General features: G+C 74.1%; 27 protein-coding genes and 1 pseudogene. 15 read left to right on the top strand and 13 right to left on the bottom strand.

Annotated elements, in window-relative coordinates:
• Nucleotides 1–2: 2 nt before the first annotated feature.
• Nucleotides 3–1,400, bottom strand: coding sequence for an acyl-CoA synthetase (locus AB0H28_RS10330; protein ID WP_358036721.1), 1,398 nt, complete (start codon nt 1,398–1,400; stop codon nt 3–5).
• A gap of 338 nt (nt 1,401–1,738) precedes the next feature.
• On the opposite strand from AB0H28_RS10330, the gene AB0H28_RS10325 reads away from it, so the two are divergent.
• From AB0H28_RS10325 to AB0H28_RS10305, 5 genes are all read left to right on the top strand, one after another.
• Nucleotides 1,739–2,050: a DUF5988 family protein gene (locus tag AB0H28_RS10325; RefSeq protein WP_358036719.1), complete on the top strand. Its 312-nt coding sequence runs from the start codon at nt 1,739–1,741 to the stop codon at nt 2,048–2,050.
• A gap of 18 nt (nt 2,051–2,068) precedes the next feature.
• Nucleotides 2,069–2,434, top strand: a complete 366-nt coding sequence (locus AB0H28_RS10320; protein WP_358036718.1) for a VOC family protein — start codon at nt 2,069–2,071, stop codon at nt 2,432–2,434.
• Nucleotides 2,435–2,529: 95 nt separating this feature from the next.
• The gene (locus AB0H28_RS10315; RefSeq protein WP_358036716.1) at nt 2,530–3,657 is read left to right on the top strand and encodes a CoA transferase; all 1,128 of its coding nucleotides are present in this window, start codon (nt 2,530–2,532) and stop codon (nt 3,655–3,657) included.
• Nucleotides 3,658–3,769: 112 nt separating this feature from the next.
• Nucleotides 3,770–4,282, top strand: a complete 513-nt coding sequence (locus tag AB0H28_RS10310; protein ID WP_358036714.1) for a hypothetical protein — start codon at nt 3,770–3,772, stop codon at nt 4,280–4,282.
• Nucleotides 4,246–4,557, top strand: a complete 312-nt coding sequence (locus AB0H28_RS10305; RefSeq protein ID WP_358036712.1) for a hypothetical protein — start codon at nt 4,246–4,248, stop codon at nt 4,555–4,557. The genes AB0H28_RS10310 and AB0H28_RS10305 overlap by 37 nt, the downstream gene beginning before the upstream one ends.
• Nucleotides 4,558–4,588: 31 nt before the next feature.
• Here AB0H28_RS10305 and AB0H28_RS10300 read toward each other — a convergent pair whose 3' ends face one another.
• A complete protein-coding gene (locus tag AB0H28_RS10300; RefSeq protein ID WP_358036710.1) occupies nt 4,589–5,008 on the bottom strand; it encodes an ASCH domain-containing protein in 420 nt (139 codons plus the stop codon).
• A gap of 41 nt (nt 5,009–5,049) precedes the next feature.
• Nucleotides 5,050–5,928: an alpha/beta hydrolase gene (locus AB0H28_RS10295; RefSeq protein ID WP_358036708.1), complete on the bottom strand. Its 879-nt coding sequence runs from the start codon at nt 5,926–5,928 to the stop codon at nt 5,050–5,052.
• A 105-nt stretch (nt 5,929–6,033) separates the two neighbouring features.
• Between AB0H28_RS10295 and AB0H28_RS10290 the strand changes: the two genes are divergently transcribed.
• From AB0H28_RS10290 to AB0H28_RS10270, 5 genes are all read left to right on the top strand, one after another.
• Nucleotides 6,034–6,561, top strand: a complete 528-nt coding sequence (locus tag AB0H28_RS10290) for a GNAT family N-acetyltransferase (RefSeq protein ID WP_358036706.1) — start codon at nt 6,034–6,036, stop codon at nt 6,559–6,561.
• A 485-nt stretch (nt 6,562–7,046) separates the two neighbouring features.
• A complete protein-coding gene (locus AB0H28_RS10285) occupies nt 7,047–8,162 on the top strand; it encodes a sialidase family protein (protein ID WP_358036704.1) in 1,116 nt (371 codons plus the stop codon).
• Nucleotides 8,159–8,455: a MoaD/ThiS family protein gene (locus tag AB0H28_RS10280; RefSeq protein WP_358036702.1), complete on the top strand. Its 297-nt coding sequence runs from the start codon at nt 8,159–8,161 to the stop codon at nt 8,453–8,455. The genes AB0H28_RS10285 and AB0H28_RS10280 overlap by 4 nt, the downstream gene beginning before the upstream one ends.
• A 47-nt stretch (nt 8,456–8,502) precedes the next feature.
• Nucleotides 8,503–10,455 (top strand): beta-propeller domain-containing protein, encoded by a 1,953-nt coding sequence (locus AB0H28_RS10275; RefSeq protein WP_358036700.1) that lies wholly within the window; start codon nt 8,503–8,505, stop codon nt 10,453–10,455.
• Nucleotides 10,456–10,547: 92 nt separating this feature from the next.
• Nucleotides 10,548–10,880, top strand: a complete 333-nt coding sequence (locus AB0H28_RS10270; protein ID WP_358036698.1) for a YciI family protein — start codon at nt 10,548–10,550, stop codon at nt 10,878–10,880.
• 106 nt (nt 10,881–10,986) lie between these two features.
• On the opposite strand, the gene AB0H28_RS10265 is transcribed toward AB0H28_RS10270, so the two are convergent.
• Nucleotides 10,987–11,493 carry a hypothetical protein gene (locus AB0H28_RS10265; protein WP_358036696.1) on the bottom strand — a complete coding sequence of 169 codons (507 nt, stop codon included), beginning with the start codon at nt 11,491–11,493 and terminating at the stop codon, nt 10,987–10,989.
• Nucleotides 11,494–11,513: 20 nt separating this feature from the next.
• Between AB0H28_RS10265 and AB0H28_RS10260 the strand changes: the two genes are divergently transcribed.
• Complete coding sequence (locus AB0H28_RS10260; RefSeq protein WP_358036694.1) at nt 11,514–11,783, top strand: GlsB/YeaQ/YmgE family stress response membrane protein; 270 nt, start codon at nt 11,514–11,516, stop codon at nt 11,781–11,783.
• A 69-nt stretch (nt 11,784–11,852) separates the two neighbouring features.
• Here AB0H28_RS10260 and AB0H28_RS10255 read toward each other — a convergent pair whose 3' ends face one another.
• From AB0H28_RS10255 to AB0H28_RS10240, 4 genes are all read right to left on the bottom strand, one after another.
• The gene (locus AB0H28_RS10255) at nt 11,853–13,019 is read right to left on the bottom strand and encodes an SGNH/GDSL hydrolase family protein (RefSeq protein ID WP_358036692.1); all 1,167 of its coding nucleotides are present in this window, start codon (nt 13,017–13,019) and stop codon (nt 11,853–11,855) included.
• 148 nt (nt 13,020–13,167) lie between these two features.
• Nucleotides 13,168–14,007: a sugar phosphate isomerase/epimerase family protein gene (locus tag AB0H28_RS10250; protein WP_358036690.1), complete on the bottom strand. Its 840-nt coding sequence runs from the start codon at nt 14,005–14,007 to the stop codon at nt 13,168–13,170.
• Nucleotides 14,004–15,167, bottom strand: coding sequence for a dihydrodipicolinate synthase family protein (locus AB0H28_RS10245; RefSeq protein WP_358036688.1), 1,164 nt, complete (start codon nt 15,165–15,167; stop codon nt 14,004–14,006). Before AB0H28_RS10245 ends, AB0H28_RS10250 begins: the two co-directional genes overlap by 4 nt.
• Complete coding sequence (locus AB0H28_RS10240; protein ID WP_358036686.1) at nt 15,164–16,315, bottom strand: Gfo/Idh/MocA family oxidoreductase; 1,152 nt, start codon at nt 16,313–16,315, stop codon at nt 15,164–15,166. Before AB0H28_RS10240 ends, AB0H28_RS10245 begins: the two co-directional genes overlap by 4 nt.
• A gap of 101 nt (nt 16,316–16,416) precedes the next feature.
• Between AB0H28_RS10240 and AB0H28_RS10235 the strand changes: the two genes are divergently transcribed.
• Both AB0H28_RS10235 and AB0H28_RS10230 read left to right on the top strand, forming a co-directional pair.
• Entirely contained in the window at nt 16,417–17,439 is a 1,023-nt protein-coding gene (locus AB0H28_RS10235) for a LacI family DNA-binding transcriptional regulator (protein WP_358036684.1), read from the top strand.
• Nucleotides 17,440–17,515: 76 nt separating this feature from the next.
• Nucleotides 17,516–18,025, top strand: coding sequence for a pyridoxamine 5'-phosphate oxidase family protein (locus AB0H28_RS10230; protein ID WP_358036682.1), 510 nt, complete (start codon nt 17,516–17,518; stop codon nt 18,023–18,025).
• A 31-nt stretch (nt 18,026–18,056) separates the two neighbouring features.
• Here AB0H28_RS10230 and AB0H28_RS10225 read toward each other — a convergent pair whose 3' ends face one another.
• Nucleotides 18,057–18,677: a class I SAM-dependent methyltransferase gene (locus AB0H28_RS10225; protein ID WP_358036680.1), complete on the bottom strand. Its 621-nt coding sequence runs from the start codon at nt 18,675–18,677 to the stop codon at nt 18,057–18,059.
• Between the two features lie 98 nt (nt 18,678–18,775).
• Here AB0H28_RS10225 and AB0H28_RS10220 point away from each other — a divergent pair, with 98 nt between their 5' ends.
• Entirely contained in the window at nt 18,776–19,252 is a 477-nt protein-coding gene (locus AB0H28_RS10220) for an NUDIX domain-containing protein (RefSeq protein WP_358036678.1), read from the top strand.
• Here the strand turns inward: AB0H28_RS10220 and AB0H28_RS10215 are convergent.
• Nucleotides 19,183–19,860 (bottom strand): arginase family protein, encoded by a 678-nt coding sequence (locus AB0H28_RS10215; protein WP_358036676.1) that lies wholly within the window; start codon nt 19,858–19,860, stop codon nt 19,183–19,185. The two genes, AB0H28_RS10220 and AB0H28_RS10215, sit on opposite strands and share 70 nt — an antisense overlap.
• Nucleotides 19,861–20,008: 148 nt before the next feature.
• Nucleotides 20,009–20,740 (bottom strand): methyltransferase domain-containing protein, encoded by a 732-nt coding sequence (locus tag AB0H28_RS10210; protein WP_358036674.1) that lies wholly within the window; start codon nt 20,738–20,740, stop codon nt 20,009–20,011.
• Between the two features lie 93 nt (nt 20,741–20,833).
• Between AB0H28_RS10210 and AB0H28_RS10205 the strand changes: the two genes are divergently transcribed.
• Entirely contained in the window at nt 20,834–21,367 is a 534-nt protein-coding gene (locus AB0H28_RS10205; protein WP_358036672.1) for a DUF6817 domain-containing protein, read from the top strand.
• 5 nt (nt 21,368–21,372) lie between these two features.
• On the opposite strand, the gene AB0H28_RS10200 is transcribed toward AB0H28_RS10205, so the two are convergent.
• Nucleotides 21,373–21,747 carry a hypothetical protein gene (locus tag AB0H28_RS10200; RefSeq protein ID WP_358036670.1) on the bottom strand — a complete coding sequence of 125 codons (375 nt, stop codon included), beginning with the start codon at nt 21,745–21,747 and terminating at the stop codon, nt 21,373–21,375.
• 56 nt (nt 21,748–21,803) lie between these two features.
• Nucleotides 21,804–23,529: pseudogene (locus AB0H28_RS10195) on the bottom strand (DUF6119 family protein).
• Nucleotides 23,530–23,558 lie beyond the last annotated feature (29 nt).

Genomic DNA, 23,558 nt, shown 5'->3' with positions numbered 1-23,558 from the left:
CCTCACTCGGTCAGCCGGCTCTTCTGCACCTTGCCCATGGCGTTGCGGGGCAGCGCGTCGACCAGCCGCACCTGCCGGGGCCGCTTGTGCACGGACAACTGCCGGGCGACGAAGTCGATCAGCTCGGCCTCGCCCAGCCCGTCGCCGACCACGTACGCGGTGACCTGCTGGCCCAGGTCGGGGTGCGGGATGCCGACGACGGCGGCCTCCCGCACCCCCGGGTGGGCCAGCAGCGCGTCCTCCACCTCGCCCGCGCCGATCCGGTAGCCGCCGCTCTTGATCAGGTCGGTGGCGGCCCGGCCGACGATCCGGTGCCAGCCGTCCGGGCCGACGGTCGCCACGTCGCCGGTGCGGAACCAGCCGTCGGCCGTGCGGGTGGCCGCGTCGGCGTCCGGCCGGTCGAGGTAGCCGTCGAACAGCGTGTCGCCGCGCACCTGGAGCTCACCCATTGTCGCGCCGTCGGCGGGCAACGGGTCGCCGGCCTCGTCGACCAACCGGGTGTGCACGCCGGGCAACGGCACGCCGACCGTGCCCGGTCGTCGCGGCCCGTCCGCCCGGGCGCTCACCGTGATCAGGGTTTCGGTCATCCCGTACCGCTCGACCGGCCGGTGGCCGGTCAGTTCGGCGAGCGCGGCGAAGACCGGCTCGGGCAGGGCGGCGCTACCCGACACCAGCAGCCGGGCGCCGCGCAACTCCCGCGCCGCCGCCGGTTCCGCCGCGATCCGTGACCAGATCGTGGGTACGCCGAAGTAGAGCGTGCCGCCCGCCGCCGCGTACCGCTCCGGGCGGGGACGCCCGACGTGGTGCAGCCGGCTGCCGAGGCGCAACGGGCCGAGCACACCGAGCACGAGCCCGTGCACGTGGAACAGCGGCAGCCCGTGCGCCAGCAGGTCGTCCGGGGTCCAGGCCCAGGCGTCGGCGAGCCCGTCCAGGCAGGCGGCGACCGCGCGGCGGGACAGCACCGCGCCCTTCGGCGCGCCCGTGGTGCCACTGGTGTAGAGGATCAGCGCCGGGGTCGCCGGGTCCGGCTCCCGGTGGCGGGTGTCCGAACGCCGGGCCAGGTCGACAGGCACCGCGGGTGGGGTGGCGGCGCTGTCGGGGTCGTGCGGGCCGAGCAGCACCTCGGCGCCGGAGTCGCGCAGGATGTGGTCGCGTTCCACCGGCCCGGCATCCGGCGGCACCGGCACCACCGCCGCCCCGGCGAGCAGCCCGCCGACCACACCGACGACGGTCTCCAGGCTCGCCGTGGCGGACACCGCCACCCGGCGTACGCCCCGCAGGTCGTCGGCGACCGCGGTGGCCGCCGCGCGCAGTTCCGTCCAGGACAGTGCCCGGTCGTCGACGCGGATCGCGCCCGGACGCTCGTCGGTGGACTCGGCGAGCCAGGTCAGCAGCGGCACGGCTTCCCCTCTCGGGTCGGGCCGGCGCCGACCCCGCGCGACCAGACCGTAACGGCGGCGTCGCGCGGGCGGCCACCCCTACGGCGTGTCCCGCCCCTTGCCGCCCGAGCGTCGCGCGCCCGGCCCGGCCTCGGCGAACAGTTCGCGTTAGGGGGTGCCTAAGGGTTTTTCGCAATTGTGACCCCGATTACGTTCGAATGGCACAGGAGATCGCCCCCGGCCACCGGTGCAGGGCGATTTCTTCCGCCTCGCGGAATGCGAGGGCGATCGCTCGACAAATGCGTGTGGCAGTCGCGTGCGCATGGCGAGGCTGAACGACGAGCGACGGAGGTCGTGTCATGACAGCTTCTATCAATCCCGCCCCGGCCGTCCGGACGGCGGATGCCTTCGTCAACGGCGACGACCGGACCGGATGGCCCGCGTCGGCCCCGGTGAGCGCCGACGCCGCCGGCGTCGTCGAGGCGGTGCTGGAGGGCGGGCCGGCGATGCTGCCGGCCGAGCTGCGCCACCAGCGGGTGTCCATGGTGGAGTCGAAGATCAAGGTGCGGTACTACGGCGGTTACGAGCACTTCGAGCGGGATCCCGCGGTCGTCCTCGACGGCGTGCCCGCGGTGTTCCGCTGGACCGGCCGCACCCGGATCGCGGAGTGAGGGAGAGGCGGTAACGCGATGGGCGTCGGTGAACTGCGCAACGACGCGCACCTGGCGGTGACCGACGTGGCCACGGTGACCGCGTTCTACGCGGAGGTCTTCGAGGCCGTGCCGGTGCAGCGGGAATGTCTGCTGGACGGGCGGGTCGTGCACGCCGAGCTGGTGGTCGGCGACCACCGGCTGACGGTGAGCGAGTGGTCCGACCGCCCGGCCGGGGAGGGCGGCGACGCCCCGATGTCGCTCACGCCGCCCGATCCGCAGCTGCTCGTGCAGCGGGCGTTGGCCGCCGGCGCGACGCTGGAACCCGGCGGCCCACCGCGCGGCGTGGTGCTGCGCGACCCGGCCGGCCTGCGCTGGGCCGTGCCCGGGGCGAACACGACCTAGTCCGCCGACACCGACGAACACCGCACCGGCCGTGACGGCGGCGGGGCCGTCACGGCCGGTGCGGGCGCCGCAACCGGCGGAAGGAACAAGAGAACATGTCGGGACCGTTGCGCGGGATGCTCATCGCCGACTTCTCCCGGATCCTCGCCGGGCCGTACGCGACAATGCTCCTGGCCGACCTCGGCGCGGACGTGGTCAAGGTGGAGGCGCCGGGCGGCGACGACACCCGCGACTGGCGACCGCCGACGCGCGACGGCGTCTCCACGTACTATCTCGCGGTCAACCGCAACAAGTGGTCGGTGGTCCTCGACCTCGCCGACGCCGACGACCTGGTCCTGGCCCACCGGCTGGCCGACCGGGCCGACGTGCTGATCCAGAACTTCCGCCCCGGCACGCTGCGCCGCTTCGCGCTCGACCACGACACGGTCACCGCCCGCAACCCGGCCCTGGTGTACGCGTCGATCAGCGGCTTCGGCGCCGCCGCCGGCGCGGACCTGCCCGGCTACGACCTCATGGTGCAGGCCGCCGCCGGGCTGATGAGCCTCACCGGGGACGCCGACGGTCCGCCCTACAAGGCCGGCGTGGCCGTCTTCGACGTCATCGCCGGGCTGCACGCGGCGGTCGGGATCCTGGCCGCGCTGCACGACCGGGGGCGGACCGGCCGGGGCCAGCACGTCACCGTCGACCTGCTCTCCTCGGCCCTGTCCGGGCTGGTCAACCACGCCACCGCCTACGTCGCCGGCGGAGTGGCGCCGCACCGTACGGGCAACGCCCACCCGAGCGTCGTGCCGTACGAGCCGCTGCCCACCGCCGACGGGGAACTCGTGGTGATCGCCGGCAACGACGCCCAGTTCCGTACCCTCTGCAAGGTCCTCGGGACCCCGGAGCTGGCGGACGACGCCCGGTTCCGCGGCAACGCCGACCGCACCGCGCACCGCGACGCCCTGCGGCCGCTGCTGGTCGCGGCGCTGGCCCGGCGCGGCAGCGCGGAGTGGTTCCGCGAGCTGCGCGCGGCGGGCGTGCCGTGCAGCCCGATCAACTCGGTCGCCGAGGGGGTGGCGCTGGCGCAGCGGCTCGGGCTCGACCCGGTGGTGACGGTCGGCGGGGTGCCGGGCGTCCGACACCCGATCGGCCTGTCGGCCAGCCCACCCCGCTACGACCTGCCCCCGCCGGCACTCGACGAGCACGGCACGGACCTGCGCGCCTGGCTCGCCGGGGAATGAACCGCGCACGGCCAGCTCGACAGTTTCACGGAAAGAGGGGCCATGGAACGCGGAATGGCCACACTTTCCGTGAAACAGCGGGCGAGGGAGGGCTGCGGGTAGCCTTCCGGGCGTGATCGGGAGTGTGAAGGTCGGTGTGGTGGGCGTCGGGAACAACACCTCGGCGCTGGTGCAGGGCATCGACCTCCACCGGCGGACGGGGAGCTTGATCGGGGTCCGGCATCCCGAGGTCGCGGGGCTGGGCGTGGGTGACGTCGAGGTCGTCGCGGCGTTCGCGACCTCGCCGGTGCGCGTGGGCAGGGATCTGCACGAGGCGATCTTCCTGCCGCCCAACAACTTTCCCCGCCTGGGCGCGGACCTGGCGCCGTCCGGTGTGCTCGTCCAGCGCGGCCTCGTCGACTCGGCGGAGGTCCAACGGGTGGCCGACGCGCTGGCGGGCGCCGAGGTCCTGCTCTTCTCCGCGCCGAGCGGCCGGCCGGCCACCGCACGCGCCTACGCCGAGGCGGCGCTCCTGGCCGGGGTGGGCTTCGTCAACACCACGTCCGACCCGATCGCCCGGGACCCGGCACGGAGGACTTCCGCAACCTGGTGGAGCAGCCGAACACGAAGCACCGGTCCAAGCTGAACGCGCTGGGATCCGACAAGGTGCAGGTGGCGCCGCTGGGTTATCTGCCGCACCTGGGCTCGCAGAAGGTCGCCCACGTCAACATCGAGGCACAGGGCTGGAGCGGGACGGCGGTCAGCCTGGACCTGCGGTTGACGGTGCACGACCCGAGCGGCGCGGCCGGGGTGAACATCGACCTCGTCCGAATGGCTGCGGCGGCCCTGCGCGCGGGACGCGGTGGGCACCTCCCGGAGGCGACGTCGCTGCTGAAGTCCCCTCCGGGCACGGCGGTCTGAGCGCCGGCGGGACGCCTCCTGACGGTGCCGGTCAGAGCGTCTCGACGAGCCGGAACCGCTCCAGCACGGCCGGCGTGTCGTCGTCGATGGTGAACGCCGGGTCGCCGAGCCAGCCGCGGTAGTCAGTGCCGTGCCAGTAGTTCTCGTGGCCGGCGCGCCAGTCGGCGACCGACTCGTAGCCCTCGCCCTCGTCGCGGGCGTGGTCGAGGTCCACGTCACCGATCCGGGCGACGCGGACCTCGACCACCTCGATCACGGCCACCGGCCGGCCGGCGGAGTCGATCACCGCGAAGCGGGCGCCGACCTCCGGCAGCGGCTCGCCGTCGATCTCGTAGTCCTGCAGCAGGCCGGTGGTGCTGGTCTTCGTCCCGTCGAGCACGGCGGCGACCAGTTGGTCGCGCAGCGGCCCGGGAAAGGCGAACTCGAAGGTCGGCAGCTCGGCGGCGGTCATGGCCGGCAGCGTATCGGCGGGGTCGGCCGCCGGCGACGCGTTTACCGGCCGGGCGGCAGCCGCCGGTCGAGCCAGTCGAGCAGGACCGCGTCGTACTGCGGGCTGACGCCGGTGAGGTCCTCGCGTCCGTCGAGCGTGGGCGCGTGGTCGCAGCCGGCCAGCCGGTTCACGGTCAGCTCGGCGTCGCGGGCCGCGCGCCGCCACACCGCCAGGCTCTCCTCGATCGGGATCCACCCGTCGGTCTCGCCGTAGCAGAGCAGCACCGGGCCGGTCAGCCGGGCGAACATCGGCGCCGGGTCGAAGTCCATGTCCGCCCAGGTGCCCGGTGCCGCGGGCAACTCGTCGGGCAGGAACGCCAGCGGGAACCACGGCTGCCGCTTCGCGGCCTCCAACTCCGCCTGCGCGACCGGGCGGGGCACGTCGCCGCGCAGGAAGCCCTCGGCGACCTCGCGCAGCCGGGCCAGCGCGGCCACGTCGGCCGGGCCGTAGCCGTGCCGGCGCAACTGCTCGGCCGTGCCGTAGCGCATCTGGGCCGCCGGGCTGACGCCGCTGCACCCGACAAGGATCAGGAAGTCGACCGGGTGCCGGGCTGCGGTGACCGCCGCCGCCCACGCGCCCTGACTGAAGCCCCACAGCCCGACCGGTACCGCGCCGACGTGCCGGCGCAGCTCGGTCACCGCGGCGGCGGCGTCGCGCGCCTGATCGGCCAGCGGCACGTCGTGACCGTCGACGCGCGGGCGGCGGTCGTAGCGCAGCACCGCGACGCCGGCCGGGGTCAGCAGCCGGGCCAGGTGTGCGTAGAGGAAGTAGGACCGCTGGTCGGCGTGCGAGCCGTGCAGCACCACCAGACCGCCCCGCACCGCTCCGGCCGGCAGGTCGAGCGTGGCCGGTAGGTCGAGCGTTCCGACGGTCGCCTCCATGCCGGGCAGTCAACCACGCCCCGCCACGCCCGGCCGCCCCGTGCCGGCGGCGCGACCGGCCTGCGTACGCTGGCCCGGTATGCCGCCTCGACCGTGGAGCGCACCATGACCAGCCCCGCCTTCCGTACCGCCCGACCCGCCGACGTGCCCGCCCTGGTCGACCTGATCGAGTCGGCCTACCGGGGGGACCGCGCGCGGGCCGGTTGGACGCACGAGGCGGACCTGCTCGACGGGCAGCGCACCGACCCGCAGATGGTGGCCGACGCGGTGACCGGACCGGCCGGCGTGGTGCTGGTGGCCGAGCGCGACGGCCGGCTGGTCGCCTGCTGCCAACTGGAGCGCCGCGACGACCACGCCTACTTCGGCATGTTCGCGGTCGACCCGGAGCGTCAGGGTGGCGGGCTGGGCCGGGAACTGCTGGCCGAGGCCGAGCGGTACGCCCGGGAGAGCTGGCACGCCGGCGAGCTGCGGATGACCGTGATCGTCCAGCGCGCGGACCTGATCGCCTGGTACGAGCGGCGCGGTTACGCCCGCACCGGGAAGCGCAGCCCGTTCCCCTACGGCGACGAGCGTTTCGGCCTGCCCCGTCGCCCCGACCTGGCGTTCGAGACGCTGCGCAAGAAGCTCGGCTGACCCCGGCTCACCCCGGCCGGTCGACGCGGGCGGCCAGCTTCTTCGGCGCGAGCACGCAGTAGCTCTCGGTCAGCAGCTCGGCGACCTCGGCCCAGTCCGTCGCGTCGTCGAGCGCCAGGCCGACCACGTCGGCGCCCCAGTCCGGCGTAGAGAACGGCGGGCCGGCGGGCGACCAGGCCGGCGATCTCGTCGCCGGGGGAGCGGAACGTCAGCACGCAGATCGGCTCGTCGGTCCGCGCGGCCCGCGCATAGGCCGCCTGGTGGTCGGGGTCGACGGTGCACACGTGCGCGAACGTGCGCTTGCGGATCCGCCAGCGCACGCCGACCCAGGCCAACCGCCCCCACCGACAACCCGGACTCCCCGGCGCGGCGACCTTGCCGACGGCGGCGCGCGCGCCGATTGTCGTACCGGGGGAGTACGACAGCGGTGAGTTTCCGCGCGGCGCACGGTCGGACCTGGTGAACGATCGAACGGAGAATGAGACGTGACATCAACACGAGTACTTGTCGGCACGCGCAAGGGCGCGTTCATCCTGACGTCGGACGCCCGGCGCGCCGACTGGACGGTCGACGGGCCGCACTTCGGCGGCTGGGAGGTCTACCACCTGACCGGTTCCCCGGTCGAGCCGGACCGGCTCTACGCCTCCCAGTCCGGCGGCTGGTTCGGGCAGCTCATCCAGCGCTCCGACGACGGCGGCCGGAACTGGACGACGGTGGGCAACGACTTCGCCTACACCGGCGAGGTCGGGCAGCACCTCTGGTACGACGGCACGCCCCGGCCGTGGGAGTTCAAGCGGATCTGGCACCTCGAGCCGTCCCGGCACGACCCCGACACGGTCTACGCCGGCGGGGAGGACGCCGCTCTCTACCGCTCCACCGACGGCGGCGAGAAGTGGTCGGAATTGACCGCGCTGCGCCAGCACCCGACCGGCCCGAGCTGGCAGCCTGGCGCCGGCGGGATGTGCCTGCACACGATCATCCTCGATCCGGCGCACCGCGACCGGATCTACGTGGCGATCTCGGCGGCCGGGGCGTTCCGCAGCGACGACGGCGGCGCGAGCTGGCTGCCGATCAACAAGGGCCTGCGCTCGGGGGAGATCCCCGACCAGGATTCCGAGGTCGGCCACTGCGTGCACCGCTTGGCCCAGCACCCCTCCCGGCCGGACACGCTGTTCATGCAGAAGCACTGGGACGTGATGCGCACCGACGACGCCGGCGCCAACTGGCGGGAAGTCAGCGGTGACCTCCCGACCGACTTCGGTTTCCCGATCGCGGTGCACGCGCACGAACCGGAGACGATCTACGTGGTGCCGATCACCAGCGACTCGCTGCACTACCCGCCGGAGGGCAAGCTGCGCGTCTACCGCAGCCGCACCGGCGGCGAGCGCTGGGAGCCGCTGACCAACGGGCTGCCGCAGTCGCACTGCTACGTCAACGTGCTGCGCGACGCGATGGCGGTCGACACGCACGAGGAGTGCGGGGTCTACTTCGGCACCACCGGCGGGCAGGTCTACCACTCGGCCGACGGTGGCGACAGCTGGGCGCCGATCGTGCGCGACCTGCCCGCGGTGCTCTCCGTCGAGGTCCAGGTGCTGCCGTGATCCGGGTCGTGCTGCCCGCCCACCTGAAGAACCTGGCGCACGTCACCGGCGAGGTGCGCGTCGAGGTGGCCGGGCCACCCACCCAGCGTGAGGTGCTCGACGCGCTGGAGACCGCGTACCCGATGCTGCTGGGCACGATCCGCGACCGGCGCAGCGGCGAGCGCCGCCCGTTCGTCCGCTTCTACGCCTGCGAGACGGACCTGTCCAACGAGTCTCCGGACGCGCCGCTGCCCGCCGAGGTGGTCGCCGGCAAGGAGCCGCTGATCGTGCTCGGCGCGATGGCCGGCGGCTGAGCGCCGGGCGGGGGAACCGCGCCCGGCGCCGCCGCGTCTGACCGGCCATGACTGGTGGCAGACTCCGGACCGTCGGATGGGCGACGGTCGCCGCGTTGACCCTGGCCGGCTGCACCGCGCATCCGCCCGCCCCGCCGCCGCAGCGGGGCGGGAACCCGCCGTCCGGCGGGTTGCGCCTGGTCGCGTTCGACTCGTGCGACGAGGCGCTGCGGCAGCTCAGGGCCGCCGCGAAGGCGGCGGTGGGCCCGTGGGGCCTCGGCGAGCCCGTGCCGTACGCGGCGGCCGAGCGGGCCGGCGCGGTCGGTGGGGCGGTGAAGGACGCGGCGGGCGTGCCCGCTGGCGGCTTCTCCGGCACCACGGTCCACGAGGCCGGGGTGGACGAACCGGACCTGGTGAAGACCGACGGCCGGCGGATCGTCACGGTCTCCCGGGGCACGCTGTCCGTGGTGGACCCGGCGAGCCGCCGGCTGACCGGCCGGCTGGCGCTCGACCCGCCGGGCGGACAGCTGTGGTACGACGGGAATGAGGCAAACCTGCTGCTGCACGGCGACCGGGCGCTGGTGCTGCTCCCCGACCGGTCGCGCACCGGGCCCGCCGACGCGAAGCAGCGGCCGGTGCCGGGTGCCGCGCAGGCCCGGCTGGTCCTGGTCGACCTGGCCGGGGCGCCCCGGATCATCGGCGACTACCGCATCGACGGTCGCCTCGTCGACGCCCGGCAGGTCGGCGCGAGCGCCCGGGTGGTGATCCGGTCCGCGCCCCGGATGGCGTTCCCGCAACCGGCGAAGGGCACGGACGCGCAGCGCATCGCCGCCAACCGCGCCGTCGTCGACAAGGCCACGCTCGACGACTGGTTGCCCCACTACGAGGTCCGCGAGGACGGCCGCACCGTCAGCGGGCGGGTCGACTGCGACCGGCTCAGCCGGCCGGCCGGGTTCTCCGGCGCGTCGATGGTCACCGTGCTCAGCTTCGACCTCGGCGCGACCGCCCTCGGCACGGGCGACCCGGTCACCGTGGCCGCCGACGGGGACACCGTCTACAGCAACGGTTCCCGGCTCTATCTCACCAACGACCAGCGCTGGCGGTTGCCCGTGCGGCCGTCGAGCCGACCGGACGACTCCACCGAGATCTACCAGTTCGACCTGGGCGCGGGCACCCCGCGCTACGTCGCCGCCGGCACCGTGCCGGGCCGGCTGATCAACCAGTACGCGCTGTCCGAGTGGGACGGTCACCTGCGGGTGGCCACCACCACGGGGGGTGACCGGTGGGGTCGCGGCGGCGACTCCGCCTCCGGCGTCCACGTGCTGCGGACCGAGGGGACGACGCTCACCGAGGTCGGCCGGGTCACCGGCCTGGGCAAGGGTGAGCGGATCTACGCGGTGCGGTTTCTCGGCCCCACCGGATACGTGGTGACCTTCCGGCAGACCGACCCGCTGTACGTGGTGGACCTGCGGGATCCGGCCACGCCCCGGGTGACCGGCGAGTTGAAGGTCAACGGTTATTCGTCGTTCCTGCACCCGGCCGGCGACGGGCGGCTGCTCGGGGTCGGGCAGGAGGCCACCGACCAGGGGCGGGTCCAGGGCCTGCAGGTGTCGTTGTTCGACGTGGCCGACCCGGCCCGGCCGACCCGGATCGCCCGGCACCACGTCGCGCAGGGCTGGTCCGACGCGGAGTTCGACCCGCACGCGTTCCTGTGGTGGGCGCCGCAGCGGCTGGTGGTGCTTCCGGTGATGCGACCGGGGGTGGTCACCGGCGGCGTCGGCGGCGAGGGCGACCGGGGCGCACCGGGCGCCGAGGTGCTGGCGTTGCGGTTGGGTGCCGACGGGTTCACCGTGGCCGGCACGATCGCGCATCCGCCGTCGCTGACCGACGGGTCGGAGTGGAGCAAGCGGATCCGCCGGTCCCTGGTGGTCGACGGTGTGCTGTGGACGGTCTCCGACGCCGGTCTGAAGGCCACCACCCTGACCGGCCTGACCACGGTGGCCTGGGTGCCGACGCCCTGACCCGCCCGGCCCACCGCTCCGCCCCGCCCGGCGCGCCGACCGAGCGCGTGCTAGGCAGGTGACGACCGGGCACGCGACGAGAGGACCGACCCATGCCGACGTTCATCACCATCGGGTACGGCGACCAGGAGGGCTACGACCGCACCGACCCCGCGGTGCGCGACGCGGCCCACGCGCACGACGAACGCCTGCGGGCGGCCGGCGTGCGGATGGGCGTGGCCGGCCCGCCGGCGCAGGTGCGCAACCCCGACGGCGCGGGCCCCGAGGTGCGCGAGGGGGCGTTCCTGACCTCGGCGCTTCCGATTGGCGGGTTCGCCGTCATCGAGGCCGCGTCGCTGGAGGAGGCGATCGCCCTGGTGGCGGCCACGCCGTGCGCGGTCGCGCACGGCGTGGTCGAGGTGTGGCCGTTGCGAGAGGCGCCCTGAGTCGGCTCGTCGACCCGTCCGGGGCGTATCCGGTCCCGGGTGTCGTCACCGATCACGGTGAGCGGTGCCGTCGCCTTGACCCTCGACCCGGTGCAGGGCTCACCCTTCACGGATGACGTCCGGCGAGAGTGGCATCCGAGAAGATCGTCCGATGATCGGACTGGCGCGGCTGCGGCCGATGGTGCGGGCGAGTTGGGGAGCGGACACCTGTGACCCGCACGACCTGCCGGCCTGGCACCCCGGCAACCCGGCCCGTGGCCAGTGCGGTGTCACCGCGCTCGTCGTCCAGGACCTCCTCGGCGGTGAACTGGTGCTCGGCGAGGTGTTCGTCGGAGACGCCAAGGTCGGTTGGCACTACTGGAACCGGCTGCCCGGCGGCGACGAGGTCGACCTCACCGCGGACCAGTTCCACCGGGGGGAGGTTGTCGTCGGCGCCGAGGTGCAGCGACGTCCCCCGGACGCTCCCCGGCGGTGCCGGCGGCAGTACGAGCTTCTGCGGCAGCGCGTCCTCGGCGCCCTGGCGGACGATGCGGCACGCGCCGCCGGCGACCGTCCGGCCGACCCGGTTTCGTTCTTCGTTGCCTCGGGCAATCAGCTGGGCGACGACAACCACCCAGCGGAAGGGCGACCATCATGCACGTCGGCGGCATCATCTCCGGCATCATCATCGGTCTGATCATCGGCGCCCTGGGTCGCCTGGTCGTACCGGGCAAGCAGAACATCCCGATCTGGCTCACCCTGGTCATCGGCGTGGTCGCGGCTCTGCTGGGCACGGCGGTGGCCGGCGCGCTGGACGTGGCCGACACCGACGGCATCGACTGGATCGAGCTGCTGATCCAGGTCGTCTTCGCCGCCGTCGGCGTGGCGATCACCGCCGGCGCCTACGGCCGCCGACGGATCTGACCCCGAGCACCCCGCCGGACCCGCGCCTCGCGGGTCCGGCGGCGCCCCACCCGCTGCCCCGCGCCGGGATCAGGCGGCGAACGGTCCGTCCGGGCCGAACGCCAGCGCGGCGAACCGCTCGCCGATCCGGCGGTCCGCGACCGGATCGGGGTGCAACTGGTCGGGCAACGGCAGCTCGGCGAAGTCTGCCTCGCCGTAGAGTTGCAGCCCGTCCAGGTAGTGCAGGTTCGGGTCTTCGGCGGACCGGGCGGCCACGATCCGGGCCAGCTCGGCACGGATGACCCGCAGGGTGAGCTTGCCGGCGGCCTGCTCGGCCGGGTCGCCGGTGGCGATGAACTGGAGCGTGCCGGTGCTGAAGTCGGCCGCGCCCGGCCCGGGGGTGTCCTCCTGGATCGGGCACAGGATCGACGACACGACCAGCAGCGGGGTGTCCGGGTGCCCGTCGCGCACCGTGTCGAGGAAGCCGTGCACCGCCGGGGTGAACGCGCGCAGCCGCATCGCGTCGCTGTTCACCAGGTTGATGCCGATCTTCACGCTGATCAGGTCGGCCGGGGTGTCCCGCATCGCCCGTGCGGTGAACGGGTCGAGCAGCGCGCTGCCGCTGAACCCGAGGTTGATTAGCTCCACGCCGGCGAGCCCGGCGGCGACGGCCGGCCAGGTGCCGGTCGGGCTCTCCGCGTCGGAGCCGTGGCTGATCGAGCTGCCGTGGTGCAACCACACCCGCCGCCCGCGGTCACCGACGGTCTCCACCGGCGCGTCGGTGCGCAGCGCCACCAGCTCGGTGATCTCCCGCTGCGGCAGCCAGATCTCCACCTCCTTGTCGGCGGCGGGCAGGTCGGCGAAGCGGACCGCGGCGACCGGGCCCGGTTCGACGGTGGTGGTGCCGGTGGTCAGGTCGATGGCGAGCACCTTTCCGCCGCCGGCCGTCGCCTGCCCGGCGAGCCGCCCGTCGACCAGCAGGTCGTAGCGGCCGTCCGGGCGCGGCGGCGCGCCCTGGTAGACCATCTTGGTGGCGAGCACGTCCAGCTCGATGACTGTGGCGCGGGTGCGGAACACCAGCCGCACGCCCGAGGGCATCGCCTCCGCCATCGCCACCTGCGGGTCGGTGTTGCGCGCCCGGGCCCCGGCGGGCAGCCGGTGCGGCAGCATTCCCTGGGCGGTGCGTTCCAGGTCGAGCGCGCCGCGCAGCAGGTCGGCGGTGATCGGCGTGGTGATCGAGGGGGGTGCTGAGGTCATGATCCGATCCTGCCCGCCGGCGGTGTCGACGGCCACGTGTTTCGTCCGACAGGCCGGACCCGTGCGGCGAGCCGCACCGCGTCGGCGCGGGCCACCTCGGCGGCGGTCAGCGAGCCCTTGAACGAGTCCGGCGCGGCGACGACCCGCTTCAGTCGGCCAGCACCAGCTCGACGTAGCGCTCGGCCATGGTGGCGAGGACCCGGTCCGGGTCGGTCGCCCACACCTCGGCGTTGAAGATCTCCACCTCGGTGTCCCCGGTGTAGCCGGCCGCCGCCACGGCGCGGCGCAGCGGCGGGAAGTCGATGTGCCCGTCGCCCATCATGCCGCGCCCGAGCAGCACGTCGGCCGGGAGCGGGGTGAGGAAGTCGCAGACCTGGAAGCTGGCGATCCGCGCCCCGGCGCGGGCGATCTGCCGCCACACGTCCGGATCCCACCAGACGTGGAACGTGTCCACCACGACGCCGACCTGCTCGGCCGGGAACGCCTCGGCCAGGTCGAGCGCCTGCCCGAGCGTGGACAGCACCGCCCGGTCGGCGCAGTACATCGGGTGCAGCGGCTCCAGCGCGAGGCGCACGCCGCGCTCGCCCGCGTACGGGGCCAGCTCGGCGAGCGCGTCCGCGACCCGGCGCCGCGCGCCGGGCAGGTCGCGGGAGCCGGGCGGCAGACCGCCGACGACCAGCACCAGGCAGTCGGCGCCGAGCCCGGCGGCCTCGTCGATCGCGCGCCGGTTGTCGGCCAGCGCCTCGACCCGCGCGCGCTCGCCCTCGGCGGTGAGGAACCCGCCCCGGCACAGCGACGACACCCGCAGCCCGGCCTCGGCGACGAGCGACGCGGCGGCGGGTACGCCGATCTCGGCGACCGGTTCGCGCCACAACCCGATGGCCGGGATCCCGCCGCGCACGCAGCCCTCGACCGCCTCCCGGACCGACCAGCGTGGCGTGGTGCGCTGGTTGAGCGACAGCTTCGCCAGCCGCGGATCGGGACTCATCGGGTCACCCCCGCCACGGCCAGGTACCCGCGCATCCGTTCGGCGGCCAGCTCCGGGTCGAGCAGCAGCCCGGCGGCGTCGGCCAACCGGAACGTCTCGACCAGGTGCGGGACGCCGCGCCCGCCGTGCAGGCCACCGACCATGGTGAAGCCGGGTTGCCGGCCGTTCAGCCAGGACAGGAACGCGATGCCGGTCTTGTAGTAGCGGGTGGGCGGAGCGAACACGTGTCGCGACAGCGGCACGGTCGGGTCGAGGACGGCCCGGAAGCCGGCCGGGTCGCCCGCGTCGAGCCGTTGCAGCGCGGCCGACGCGGCCGGAGCGACGGCCGCGAACGCGCCGAGCAGGGCGTCGCTGGACCGGACGCCGTCGCCGGCGATCAGCTCCGGGTAGTGGTAGTCGTCGCCGGTGTAGACCCGCACCGTCGGCGGCAGCAGCTCCCGCAGCCGCACCTCCCGGACCGCGTCCAGCAGTGACACCTTCACCCCGTCGATCACGTCGGCGTGCGCGTGCACCAGCGCGACGAACGTCCTGGTGGCGTCGTCCAGGTCGGTCGAACCCCAGTAACCGGCCAGCGCCGGGTCGAACATGTCACCGAGCCAGTGCAGCACCACCGGCGCGTCGCTGGCGTCCAGCACCCGCCGGTAGACGCGCAGGTAGTCGTCGGGCCCGGTGGCGAGCGCGGCCAGGTGCCGGCTGGCCATCACCACCGCGACGGCGCCGCACTCCTGCACGAACGCGACCTGCTCGGCGTACGCGGTGGCGACGTCGTCGAGCGTGTCGGGCACGCCGGTGAGCTGGTCGGTGGCCGCCCCGGCGACGATGCGCCCGCCGCAGGAGGCGGCCTCGGCGGCGCTGCGCCGGATCAGCTCGCGGGTGGCTGCCCAGTCCAGCCCCATGCCGCGCTGCGCGGTGTCCATCGCCTCGGCCACGCCGAGTCCCCACGACCACAGGTCACGCCGCACCGCGAGGGTGGCGTCCCAGTCCAGCCGGGCGGGGGCGTCCGGGGCGTTGTCGGCGTACGGGTCGGCGACGACGTGCGCCGCCGCGTACGCGATCCGGCTGGTCGCCGGCGCGGCCGGTCGCTGCCAGCCGGCCGGCTCGGACAGGGTCAGCGTCTCGGTGCCGCCGCCCGGCGTGGGCAGGGCGATCCGCGCGGTCACCCGTCGATCTCCCCGATCTCGATCCGCCGGCCCTCACGGGCGGAGCGCAGGCCGGCCTCGGCGAGCTGCACGCCGCGCACGCCGGCCCGGAAGTCCCACGGGAACGGCTCGTCGTCGACGACGTGCCGCAGGAACGCCTCCCACTGCACCTTGAACCCGTTGTCGTAGTCGGCGTTGTCCGGCACGGTCTGCCACTGCGCACGAAACGGCTCGGTGACCGGCAGATCCGGGTTCCACACCGGCATCGGGGTGGCGCCGCGGTGCTGGATGCGGCAGTCGCGCAACCCGGCCACCGCGCTGCCGTGGGTGCCGTCGACCTGGAACTGGACCAGCTCGTCGCGGTACACCCGGACCGCCCAGGAGGAGTTGATCTGCGCGATGACGCCGCCGGCCAGCTCGAAGATGCCGTAGGCCGCGTCGTCGGCGGTGGCCGGGTAGGTCACGCCCTTCTCGTCGACCCGCTCGGGGATGTGCGTGGCGGTGACCGCGGTGACGGCGGTGACCTCGCCGAAGATCTGCTCCAGCACGTAGTGCCAGTGCGGGAACATGTCGACGGTGATGCCGCCGCCGTCCTCGGCCCGGTAGTTCCAGCTCGGCCGTTGCGCGTCCTGCCAGTCGCCCTCGAACACCCAGTAGCCGAACTCGCCGCGCACGGACAGGATCCGGCCGAAGAAGCCGCCGTCGACCAGCCGCCTGAGCTTGCGCAGGCCGGGCAGGAACAGCTTGTCCTGCACCACGCCGTTCTTCACGCCTCGGGCGGTGGCCAGCCGGGCCAGCTCCCGCGACCCGGCCAGCCCTTCGGCGAGCGGCTTCTCGGTGTAGACGTGCCTGCCGGCCTCGATCGCCGCCCGGATCGCCTTCTCCCGCTGGGCGGTCACCTGCGCGTCGAAGTAGATCTGGTGGGTGCCGTCGGCGAGCGCCGCGGCGAGGTCGGTGGTGTAGGAGGTCAGCCCGTGCCGGGTGGCGATCTCGGCGAGCCGGGCCTCGTCGCGGCCCACCAGGGTCAGCTCCGGCCAGATGCGGCGGCCGTCGCGGGCGGGCAGTCCGCCCTGTTCGCGGATCGCGAGCAGGGACCGGACGAGATGCTGCCGGTAGCCCATCCGCCCGGTCACGCCGTTGAGGATGATCCCGATGGACGTGCGCTCCACTGTGCCTCCCAGCCTGAATGCGCTTTCAGTAAGCGCTTTCAGGATGCTACGGTAGCCAGGCCCGAACACCGGGTCAAGACGTTTCGCAGGGAGCCTCATCGATGCCGCACGTGACGCTGGAAGACGTGGCCAGAGCCGCCGGTGTCTCACTGGCCACGGCGTCCCGCGCGCTCAACGGCATGCGCGTCACCCCGCACCTGCGCGACCGCGTCCTCGCCGCCGCCGCCCAACTCGCCTACACCCCGAACGCGCACGCCCGCGCGCTTGCCGGCGCCTCCCACCGCACCGTCGGCGTCATCTGCCACGATGTCACCGACCCCTACTTCGCCGCCATCGCCGGCGGCGTCATGCGCGTCGCCGGCGACAACGACCTGCTGGTCATGCTCGCCAGCACGTTCCGCGACCCGGAACGCGAGATCGCGTACGTGTCGATGCTGCGCGCCGAACGCGCCCCCGCCATCCTGCTCATCGGCTCCGGCTTCGAGGACGCCCGCTGGGAGCGGGCCATGGAGGCCGAGTTGAAGCCCTACCTCGACGGCGGCGGCCGGGTCGCCGTGGTCAGCCGGCACCGCAGCCTCAAGGTCGACAGCGTGCTGCCGGAGAACCGGGCCGGCGCCGCCGCCATGGCCCGTGCCCTGCTGGAGCTCGGCCACCGCCGCTTCGCGGTGCTCTCCGGCCCCCGCGCGCTCACCACCGTCGCCGACCGGCTCGGCGGCTTCCGGGACGAACTCGTCGCCGCCGGGGTCCCGCTCGACCCGGCTGACGTCGTCGAGGGGCCGTTCACCCGCGACGGCGGCTACCAGGCGATGACCGAACTGCTCGACCGCGGCCTCGACGCCACCTGCGTGTTCGCGCTGACCGACGTGATGGCCGTCGGCGCGTACGCGGCGCTGCGCGACCGCCGGCTCCGCGTGCCCGACGACGTCTCCGTCGCCGGGTTCGACGACATCCCGATCGTCCGCGACCTCGCCCCACCGCTGACCACCGTGGCGCTGCCGCTGCGGGAACTCGGCGAGAAGGTGATGGAGCTGGCGCTCACCGAGAACGCCGGCCGCCGGCGGCGGATCCTCCGGATGAACGGCGAGGTCGTGGTGCGCGCCAGCACCGCCAAGGTGAACGGGTGAGCACGCCGGCCGACGTCGGCATCGTGCTGCACGACCTGCTCGGCCGGTAGGGTGCCGTCATGATCGAGGACGCCGCGTGCCGTTGACGAATCCGTGGCTGGCCGGGCCCACCCCGACGCGGAAACTCGACCGGGAACGTCTTGAGGAACGCATCCTCAACCTGCTGTCGTCGCAGAACATGTGCGTCCTCGCGACTGCCGGTCCGGACGGGCCGCTGGCCACGCCGGTGCGCTACTACCCGCTCGGCTTCACGCTGATGTTCACCGCCGCGCCACGCTCGCCGAAGATGCGCAACATCGCCGCCGACCCGCGGGTGTCCGTCGGAGTGTTCGCGCCGCTGGTCGGGCTGGCCAGCAGTCGCGGCGCCCAGGTGTTCGGCACCGCCCGGGTGCTTGCCCCGGACCACCCGGACCACGCCCACCACTGGTCGGCGTTCCGCTGGCAGAACGAGCACGCCGAGCGCGGACGGCCGCTGTCCGAGCCTCCCGCCGACACGCTCGTGGCGGTCGAGGCGGACCGCATCGTCTACACCGAACATTGGCTGCGTCGCGAGGGCTTCGCCCCACGCCAGCACTGGCACCGCTGACCCGCCACGGCACGACCCGCGACCTGGACGGTCAGCGTCGGCGGGTGGTACGCAGGAGATGGCCGGGCAGGTGAAGGTGCTCGGCGTCGACCCGGGCCAGCACGGTGATCGGCTCGACCGTGGTGTGCGTCCAGGTCGGCTCCGGGAACGACGAGCGCAGCGCGCCGGCGTCCAGGCCCCAGCCCCCGCCCGCCTCCGGCGACACGGCCAGCACGACCACGGTGCTACCCGGCGCGGTCAGTCGCGGCAGCAACGCCAGATAGTCGCCGACCGCAGCCCCGCGCCGGTCCAGCGAGTGCAGCAGACCGGAGTCGAACACCGAGTCGTACGGCGTGTCCGGCACCGGCAGGCGGGTGGCGTCGTGCACCTCGAAGCGCACCGGCAGGCCCGCCGCGGCGGCCTTGGCCCGGGCCAGCGCGATCGCCACCGGCGACAGGTCGACACCGGTCACGTCGTGACCGTGGCGGGCCAGCGCCAGGGCCAGCTCGCCGGTGCCGCAGCCGACGTCGAGCACGCGCGGGCCGCGTACCCCGGTGTCGAGCACCGCGGCGAGCGCCGGCTGCGGGGCGTCGATCTCCCACGGCGGTCGCCCGGTGTCGCTGGTGTCGCGGTAGAGGCGGTCGTAGTGGACGACGTCCGGCTCGTCGGTCATCGTGTGCCCCCTCGGTCGGTGGGTGACCAGACTCCGAGCCTGCCACGTTCGACGGCCGGTCACCGGGAGGCGACGGGCTGGTGTGGCATGCTCGGGGCGTGGCCTTCTACGACGTCGCCCTCGTCCTGCTGGTGGACCGGACCGGCGCGATCCTCATGCAGCACCGCGACGGGAACACCTCGGTCTCACCGCACCAGTGGAGCCTGCCCGGCGGCAGCGTCGAGCCCGGTGAGACGCCCGAACAGGCCGCCCGTCGGGAACTGCGGGAAGAGACCGGCCTCACCGCCGGCGAGCTGCGTCTGCTGTGGAGCGGGCCGCGCCCCCACGAGGAAGGCTTCCCGCACACCGTGACCGTGCACGTCTTCCGTGGCGACACCGACGCCCGGCAGGAGGACGTGGTGCTCGGCGAGGGGCAGGCCATGGTCTTCGTGCCCCGCGCCGAGGTGCTGAACCGGGAACTGGCGATCAGCACCGCCAAGGTGCTGCCGCTGCACCTGGCCGGGCCTCAGCCCGCCGCCAACGCCCCGGCCAGCGACCGCACGAATGCCGGCAGCACCTCGCCGTCCGGCAGATGATCCGGGTTGATCTCGGTGACCGACAGCCCGGCGAACCGCGGGCTCGCCACCAGCTCCCGCTCGTGGTCGCCCCGAGGCAGCGAATCGCCGTACACCACCACCCGATCCGGCGTCAGCAGCGGCGCGGTCGGTCCGACGCCCGCCACCTCCGGAAGCGTCCCGGGCAGCCCGAGCAGGTGCGCCAAGCCGGTGGCGTCCAGGTTGCCGTGCGGCCGGGTCAGCGGTGTGTAGAGATCCGGACCACCGTCCACGTATACCAACGCGGGGGACCGCCCGGCCCGTGCCTGGCCGGCGACCAGACCGCTCGTGACGGTGCAGTCGCCGCCGAGCACCAGCGGTGTAGGCCCGCCGGCCACCGCCGTCGCGACGAGCGCGGCCACCTCCGACGCCACCGCGGCCACCGCGCCCGCGTGCTGACCGCGGGGGTACGCTGGATCCGGCCGCCACCGGAACTCCCTGGTGTCACCGGAGTCCTCGACAGGTGCGTGCCGCCCGAGCAGGTCGAGCAGGCCGGCAGCGCGCAGGGCGGCCGGGGCGCGCTCGACACCGGGGGTGTGGGCGCCGGCGCTCGACGGCGCGCCGATCACGGTCCACATGCGAGCGTTCATCGCTCACCCTAACCGGCTCGATGGCGGGCCCGCGATCGCGCGCCGGCCGGGTTCGGGCCGCATGGTTTCGCGTCGCCTTTCGAGCTGATGTCAGCAACGACTCAGCCGCCCTGGTCGGTCGGCGAGGTGAATGCTGTCACGCGGTCGATCAGCGCAGGACGAGCAGGTCCAGCGCGTCGACCACCGGACCGGTGTCCACCCGCGCGGCCTCGCGGAGGCGCGCAACGCCCGCCGCGTACTCCTCATCGGTGATCAGCTGAAGCGGCGTATGGGCCTCCCGTCGCAGGCTGGCCGCCGCCGCCCGCAGTGACGCTGCGGTGACCTGCGGGACCGGCTCGACCGCGACGGTGGCGAAACCGGCGTCGGCGAACGCCGACTCGACGTCGGCGATCGAGGGATAGGAGTCGAGGACCCGGGTCGCCTCCGGGAAGTAACGGAACAGCGTGATCGCCTCGTGCCGGCCGGCGAAGGCCGACCGGATCAGCACTGGTGCGCCCGGCCGCACGACCCGGCGCAGCTCCCGCGCCGCGGTGGCCAGGTCGGGCACGTGATGGATGACGGTGGAGAGCCACGCGCCGTCCACACTGGCATTGTCGAGCGGGACGCGCGCGGCGTCACCGGCGAGGACGGGCCGGAACCGGCAGCGGGCGCGCATGGCCGCCGACGGCTCCACCGCGACGACCCCGAGGCCCGGAAACCAGACGGTGAACGCCTGGGCCCAGCTTCCGGTGCCGGCGCCCAGGTCGAGCAGGCGCATGCCCGGTTCCGGGGCGAGGTGTCGCGCGACGGCGTCGCGCCAGGCGGCGAATCCGTCGTCGGTCGGGTGACGCGTTGCCGCGAAGGCCTCCGCGTCGGTGTCGTCGTACGCGATGCGAGCCATGCCGTCGAGCCAACTCCCCGGCCGGGGGTGTGGGCAAGGAATGTGACGAACCGCGCACGTACCGTGGGCCGCTCCGCGCCTAGGGACGGGACCATGAGCACCGAGATCGACGTGTGCACGTGGCTCCGGCACTGGGGAGCCGAGGCGATCCCTCACCCCGGCGGGACCCTCTACGCCCACCTGTGCCGGGTGCGGCAACGCCTCGCCGAGCTGGGCCAGAGCCCGGACGTACAGATGGCCGCGCTGGCGCACGCGGCCTACGGCACCGACGGCTTCGACGTCGCGCTGCTCGACCACACCGACCGGGGCCCGCTGCGCGACCTGATCGGGGTCGACGCCGAGGACCTCGTTCACCTCTACGGCGCGTGCGACCGGAAGCGTTCCTGGCCGCAGCTCGCCGCCACCGGCACGGTGCACGACCGCTTCACCGGACGGGCGGTGAGTGTCCGCGCCGACCGGTTGACCCCGCTCGTCGACCTGAGCATCGCCAACGAATTGGACGTGGTCGAGCACCTGGCGTCGGTGTCCGACGCGCACGTGGCGTACCTGCGGGAGTTGTTCGCCGCGTGGTCGCCGGCGGCGTCGGCGGCCGTGCGCGGCGAGGTGGCGCGGGTGCTCGGCGGGTAGCCGAATCAGCCGGTGAGGCTGACGTGTCCGTCGCGCCGGGACGCGCCGCCCGGGTGCCCGGCGCGGCCTTTCCAGCCCGCGACGACCGGTGGGTCGGCGCTGGTTCCCGGCCCGATCTCGCCGCGTCCCCGTTCCTGGTCGGGTCGGGGCCGGCAGGCGGCGCCGTGGTCGGCGGCCAGCCGGATGGCGTTGTCGAGAAGTTGGCCGGCCGAGGTGAGCTGGTCGTAGTGGGCCGCGGTGAGCGCGAGGGTGACGGTGTCGCCGATGCTCCGGCACCGGGCGCAGCCGGTGCGGAAGACGTGGCGACGCAGCGGGAGGACGCGGGCGTGCAGGGTAGCGGGGAACAGGTCCAGGGCCTGGCGGAACTCGTCGGGTCGCACGGGTGCCTCCTCAGGATTTCTGCGAACAGGAGCGGCCGGTTCGGGAGCGGTACACGTCAGGCGGGCGGGATGGCGACGACCTCGACGTCGACGCCTTCGGCGCGCAGCGTCTTCACCGCCTGGTAGAGCGCGACCTGCGCGAAGGTGAGGAGCGAGTCCACGGTGAGCGCGCGGCCGGTGCTCAGCGCGATGGCGTAGACGACCGTGCGCGGGCGGAAGTCCTCGGGCAGGTCGGGCCCGCCGGGCTGGGCGCGGACGAGGTCGCGGAACCGGGTGCGCGCCTGGGCGTCGTAGCGCAGCGCGTCGGATGAGGTGACGCCCTGCGCGAAGAGGTGGCTGAGCGGGGAACTGCCCGATGCCCGCTTCACGTGGATCAGCTCGCCGTCCGGGCCGAGCAGGTCGCACGCCTCGATGCCGCGCGGTGCTGGCGGGTCCGGACGAGCTTCTTGTCCAGCAGCACCAACCCGGGGTCCCCCTTCGCGGCCTCCTTGTTGTAGGCGTCCTCGTTCGGCAGGTGTGCGGTCCAGGGCGGCAGCGTGATGCTCGATGGACGGTCCAGGATGCGGCTGATCTCCTCGCGTAGGAACTCCCGGTGCCGGTCGCCGATCTTGTACCACCGGCCCTCGTGCAGCAGCAGGTGGCTCGCGTGGACCGCCACCTCCGCGGTGAGCCAGCGGGACACCGGCGTCGACGTCATCTCCTCGGTGCCGGCGGTGTCGGCGTAGAGCGTCAGCCGCCCGTTCCGCAGCCCGTTCCACCGGTCGCCGTCGAGCGCCCGGGCGGTGTGCGCGAGGATGCCGTCCAGGTCCAGCTCCGTGGTCAGGGTCGGGCGCCGCCCGGTGCGGGGCACCCGGATCCGGTACGACCGGACGTGTTCGACGTCGGCCACGAGGCCGCCCGGAACGGCGACGCCGAGATCCGGCGGGTCGGCCAGCGCCAGCCGCCGGTCCAGCTCGTCGGCCAGCGCCGCCTGACGCGGGTCGGTGGAGCGCAGCGGTCGGATCTGCTCGATGAACTCCAGATCCGCCGGGGCGACTCCTGCCGGCACACCCGGTCGATCTCCCGCAGGTCGGCCAGGAGTCGTTCCGGGGTGACGCCCAGCGGGATACGCAGCGCCTCACCGCCCTCGACCCTCACCGCACCGCTGGAGTCCCGGCATGCGGTCAGTTCCGGGTTGTCGGTGCGGCCGCACACCTGGCCGACGATCTCGCCCCACTTGTCGATGCCGTACCGCCAGATGGGCTGCCCGCCCGGCACGAGGCTGCGGTCGACCCGGCCGCTGGCGCCGAGCATCCGCCGGCGGACCTGACGGATGTCGCCGGGTAGGAGCGCCCTGACGGCGAAGCAGACGCCGAACGTGGGATCCACCTTCTCCTGCTCGACCATGAACCGGCCCAGCGTGCCGAAGGTCAGGGCGTACGCCCGGTCGTCGACCGCCAGCAGCAGCGCGCCGCCGCCGCTGCGGTAACCGAGGGCCACGTCCACGCCGACGAGCCCGGACAGGATGTCGCGCCACTCGGCTCGGGCGCGCGGCGCGCTGCCGAGCACCAGCAGCGCCGGTGCGTCGGCGACCCGGTGCGGCGCCGGCTCGAAGCCGTGCCGCCGCAGGTAGTCGGTGTTCAGCGCGGAGGCGAGGCCGTCGGCGGTGGAGGGCACGGTGAGCCGGTAGACGGTGGTCGGGTAGGTGCCCACCGGAGCCGGCGGGAGCGTGGGGTCGAAGAGCGGAAGCTGCTCGGGGGGACGGCGGTCGGCGCCGTCGTCCGGGTCGTTCGCACTGCGCATGTCGATCTCCTCGCGTAGAGATGGGGACG

Origin of the sequence: Micromonospora sp. NPDC050980 (genome assembly GCF_040653835.1) — a bacterium.
Lineage (GTDB): Bacteria > Actinomycetota > Actinomycetes > Mycobacteriales > Micromonosporaceae > Micromonospora.
This window is presented reverse-complemented; position numbering and strand designations above follow the sequence as displayed.

Bases quoted from the DNA above. Each gene is read 5' to 3' on its own strand.
- AB0H28_RS10275 (WP_358036700.1), top strand. From the start codon at position 8,503: ATGACTGGTGGCAGACTCCGGACCGTCGGATGGGCGACGGTCGCCGCG.
- AB0H28_RS10225 (WP_358036680.1), bottom strand. From the start codon at position 18,677: ATGACCGACGAGCCGGACGTCGTCCACTACGACCGCCTCTACCGCGAC.
- AB0H28_RS10270 (WP_358036698.1), top strand. From the start codon at position 10,548: ATGCCGACGTTCATCACCATCGGGTACGGCGACCAGGAGGGCTACGAC.
- AB0H28_RS10325 (WP_358036719.1), top strand. From the start codon at position 1,739: ATGACAGCTTCTATCAATCCCGCCCCGGCCGTCCGGACGGCGGATGCC.
- AB0H28_RS10255 (WP_358036692.1), bottom strand. From the start codon at position 13,019: ATGACCTCAGCACCCCCCTCGATCACCACGCCGATCACCGCCGACCTG.
- AB0H28_RS10205 (WP_358036672.1), top strand. From the start codon at position 20,834: ATGAGCACCGAGATCGACGTGTGCACGTGGCTCCGGCACTGGGGAGCC.
- AB0H28_RS10235 (WP_358036684.1), top strand. From the start codon at position 16,417: ATGCCGCACGTGACGCTGGAAGACGTGGCCAGAGCCGCCGGTGTCTCA.
- AB0H28_RS10290 (WP_358036706.1), top strand. From the start codon at position 6,034: ATGACCAGCCCCGCCTTCCGTACCGCCCGACCCGCCGACGTGCCCGCC.
- AB0H28_RS10215 (WP_358036676.1), bottom strand. From the start codon at position 19,860: ATGAACGCTCGCATGTGGACCGTGATCGGCGCGCCGTCGAGCGCCGGC.
- AB0H28_RS10300 (WP_358036710.1), bottom strand. From the start codon at position 5,008: ATGACCGCCGCCGAGCTGCCGACCTTCGAGTTCGCCTTTCCCGGGCCG.
- AB0H28_RS10260 (WP_358036694.1), top strand. From the start codon at position 11,514: ATGCACGTCGGCGGCATCATCTCCGGCATCATCATCGGTCTGATCATC.
- AB0H28_RS10210 (WP_358036674.1), bottom strand. From the start codon at position 20,740: ATGGCTCGCATCGCGTACGACGACACCGACGCGGAGGCCTTCGCGGCA.
- AB0H28_RS10315 (WP_358036716.1), top strand. From the start codon at position 2,530: ATGTCGGGACCGTTGCGCGGGATGCTCATCGCCGACTTCTCCCGGATC.
- AB0H28_RS10250 (WP_358036690.1), bottom strand. From the start codon at position 14,007: ATGAGTCCCGATCCGCGGCTGGCGAAGCTGTCGCTCAACCAGCGCACC.
- AB0H28_RS10320 (WP_358036718.1), top strand. From the start codon at position 2,069: ATGGGCGTCGGTGAACTGCGCAACGACGCGCACCTGGCGGTGACCGAC.
- AB0H28_RS10295 (WP_358036708.1), bottom strand. From the start codon at position 5,928: ATGGAGGCGACCGTCGGAACGCTCGACCTACCGGCCACGCTCGACCTG.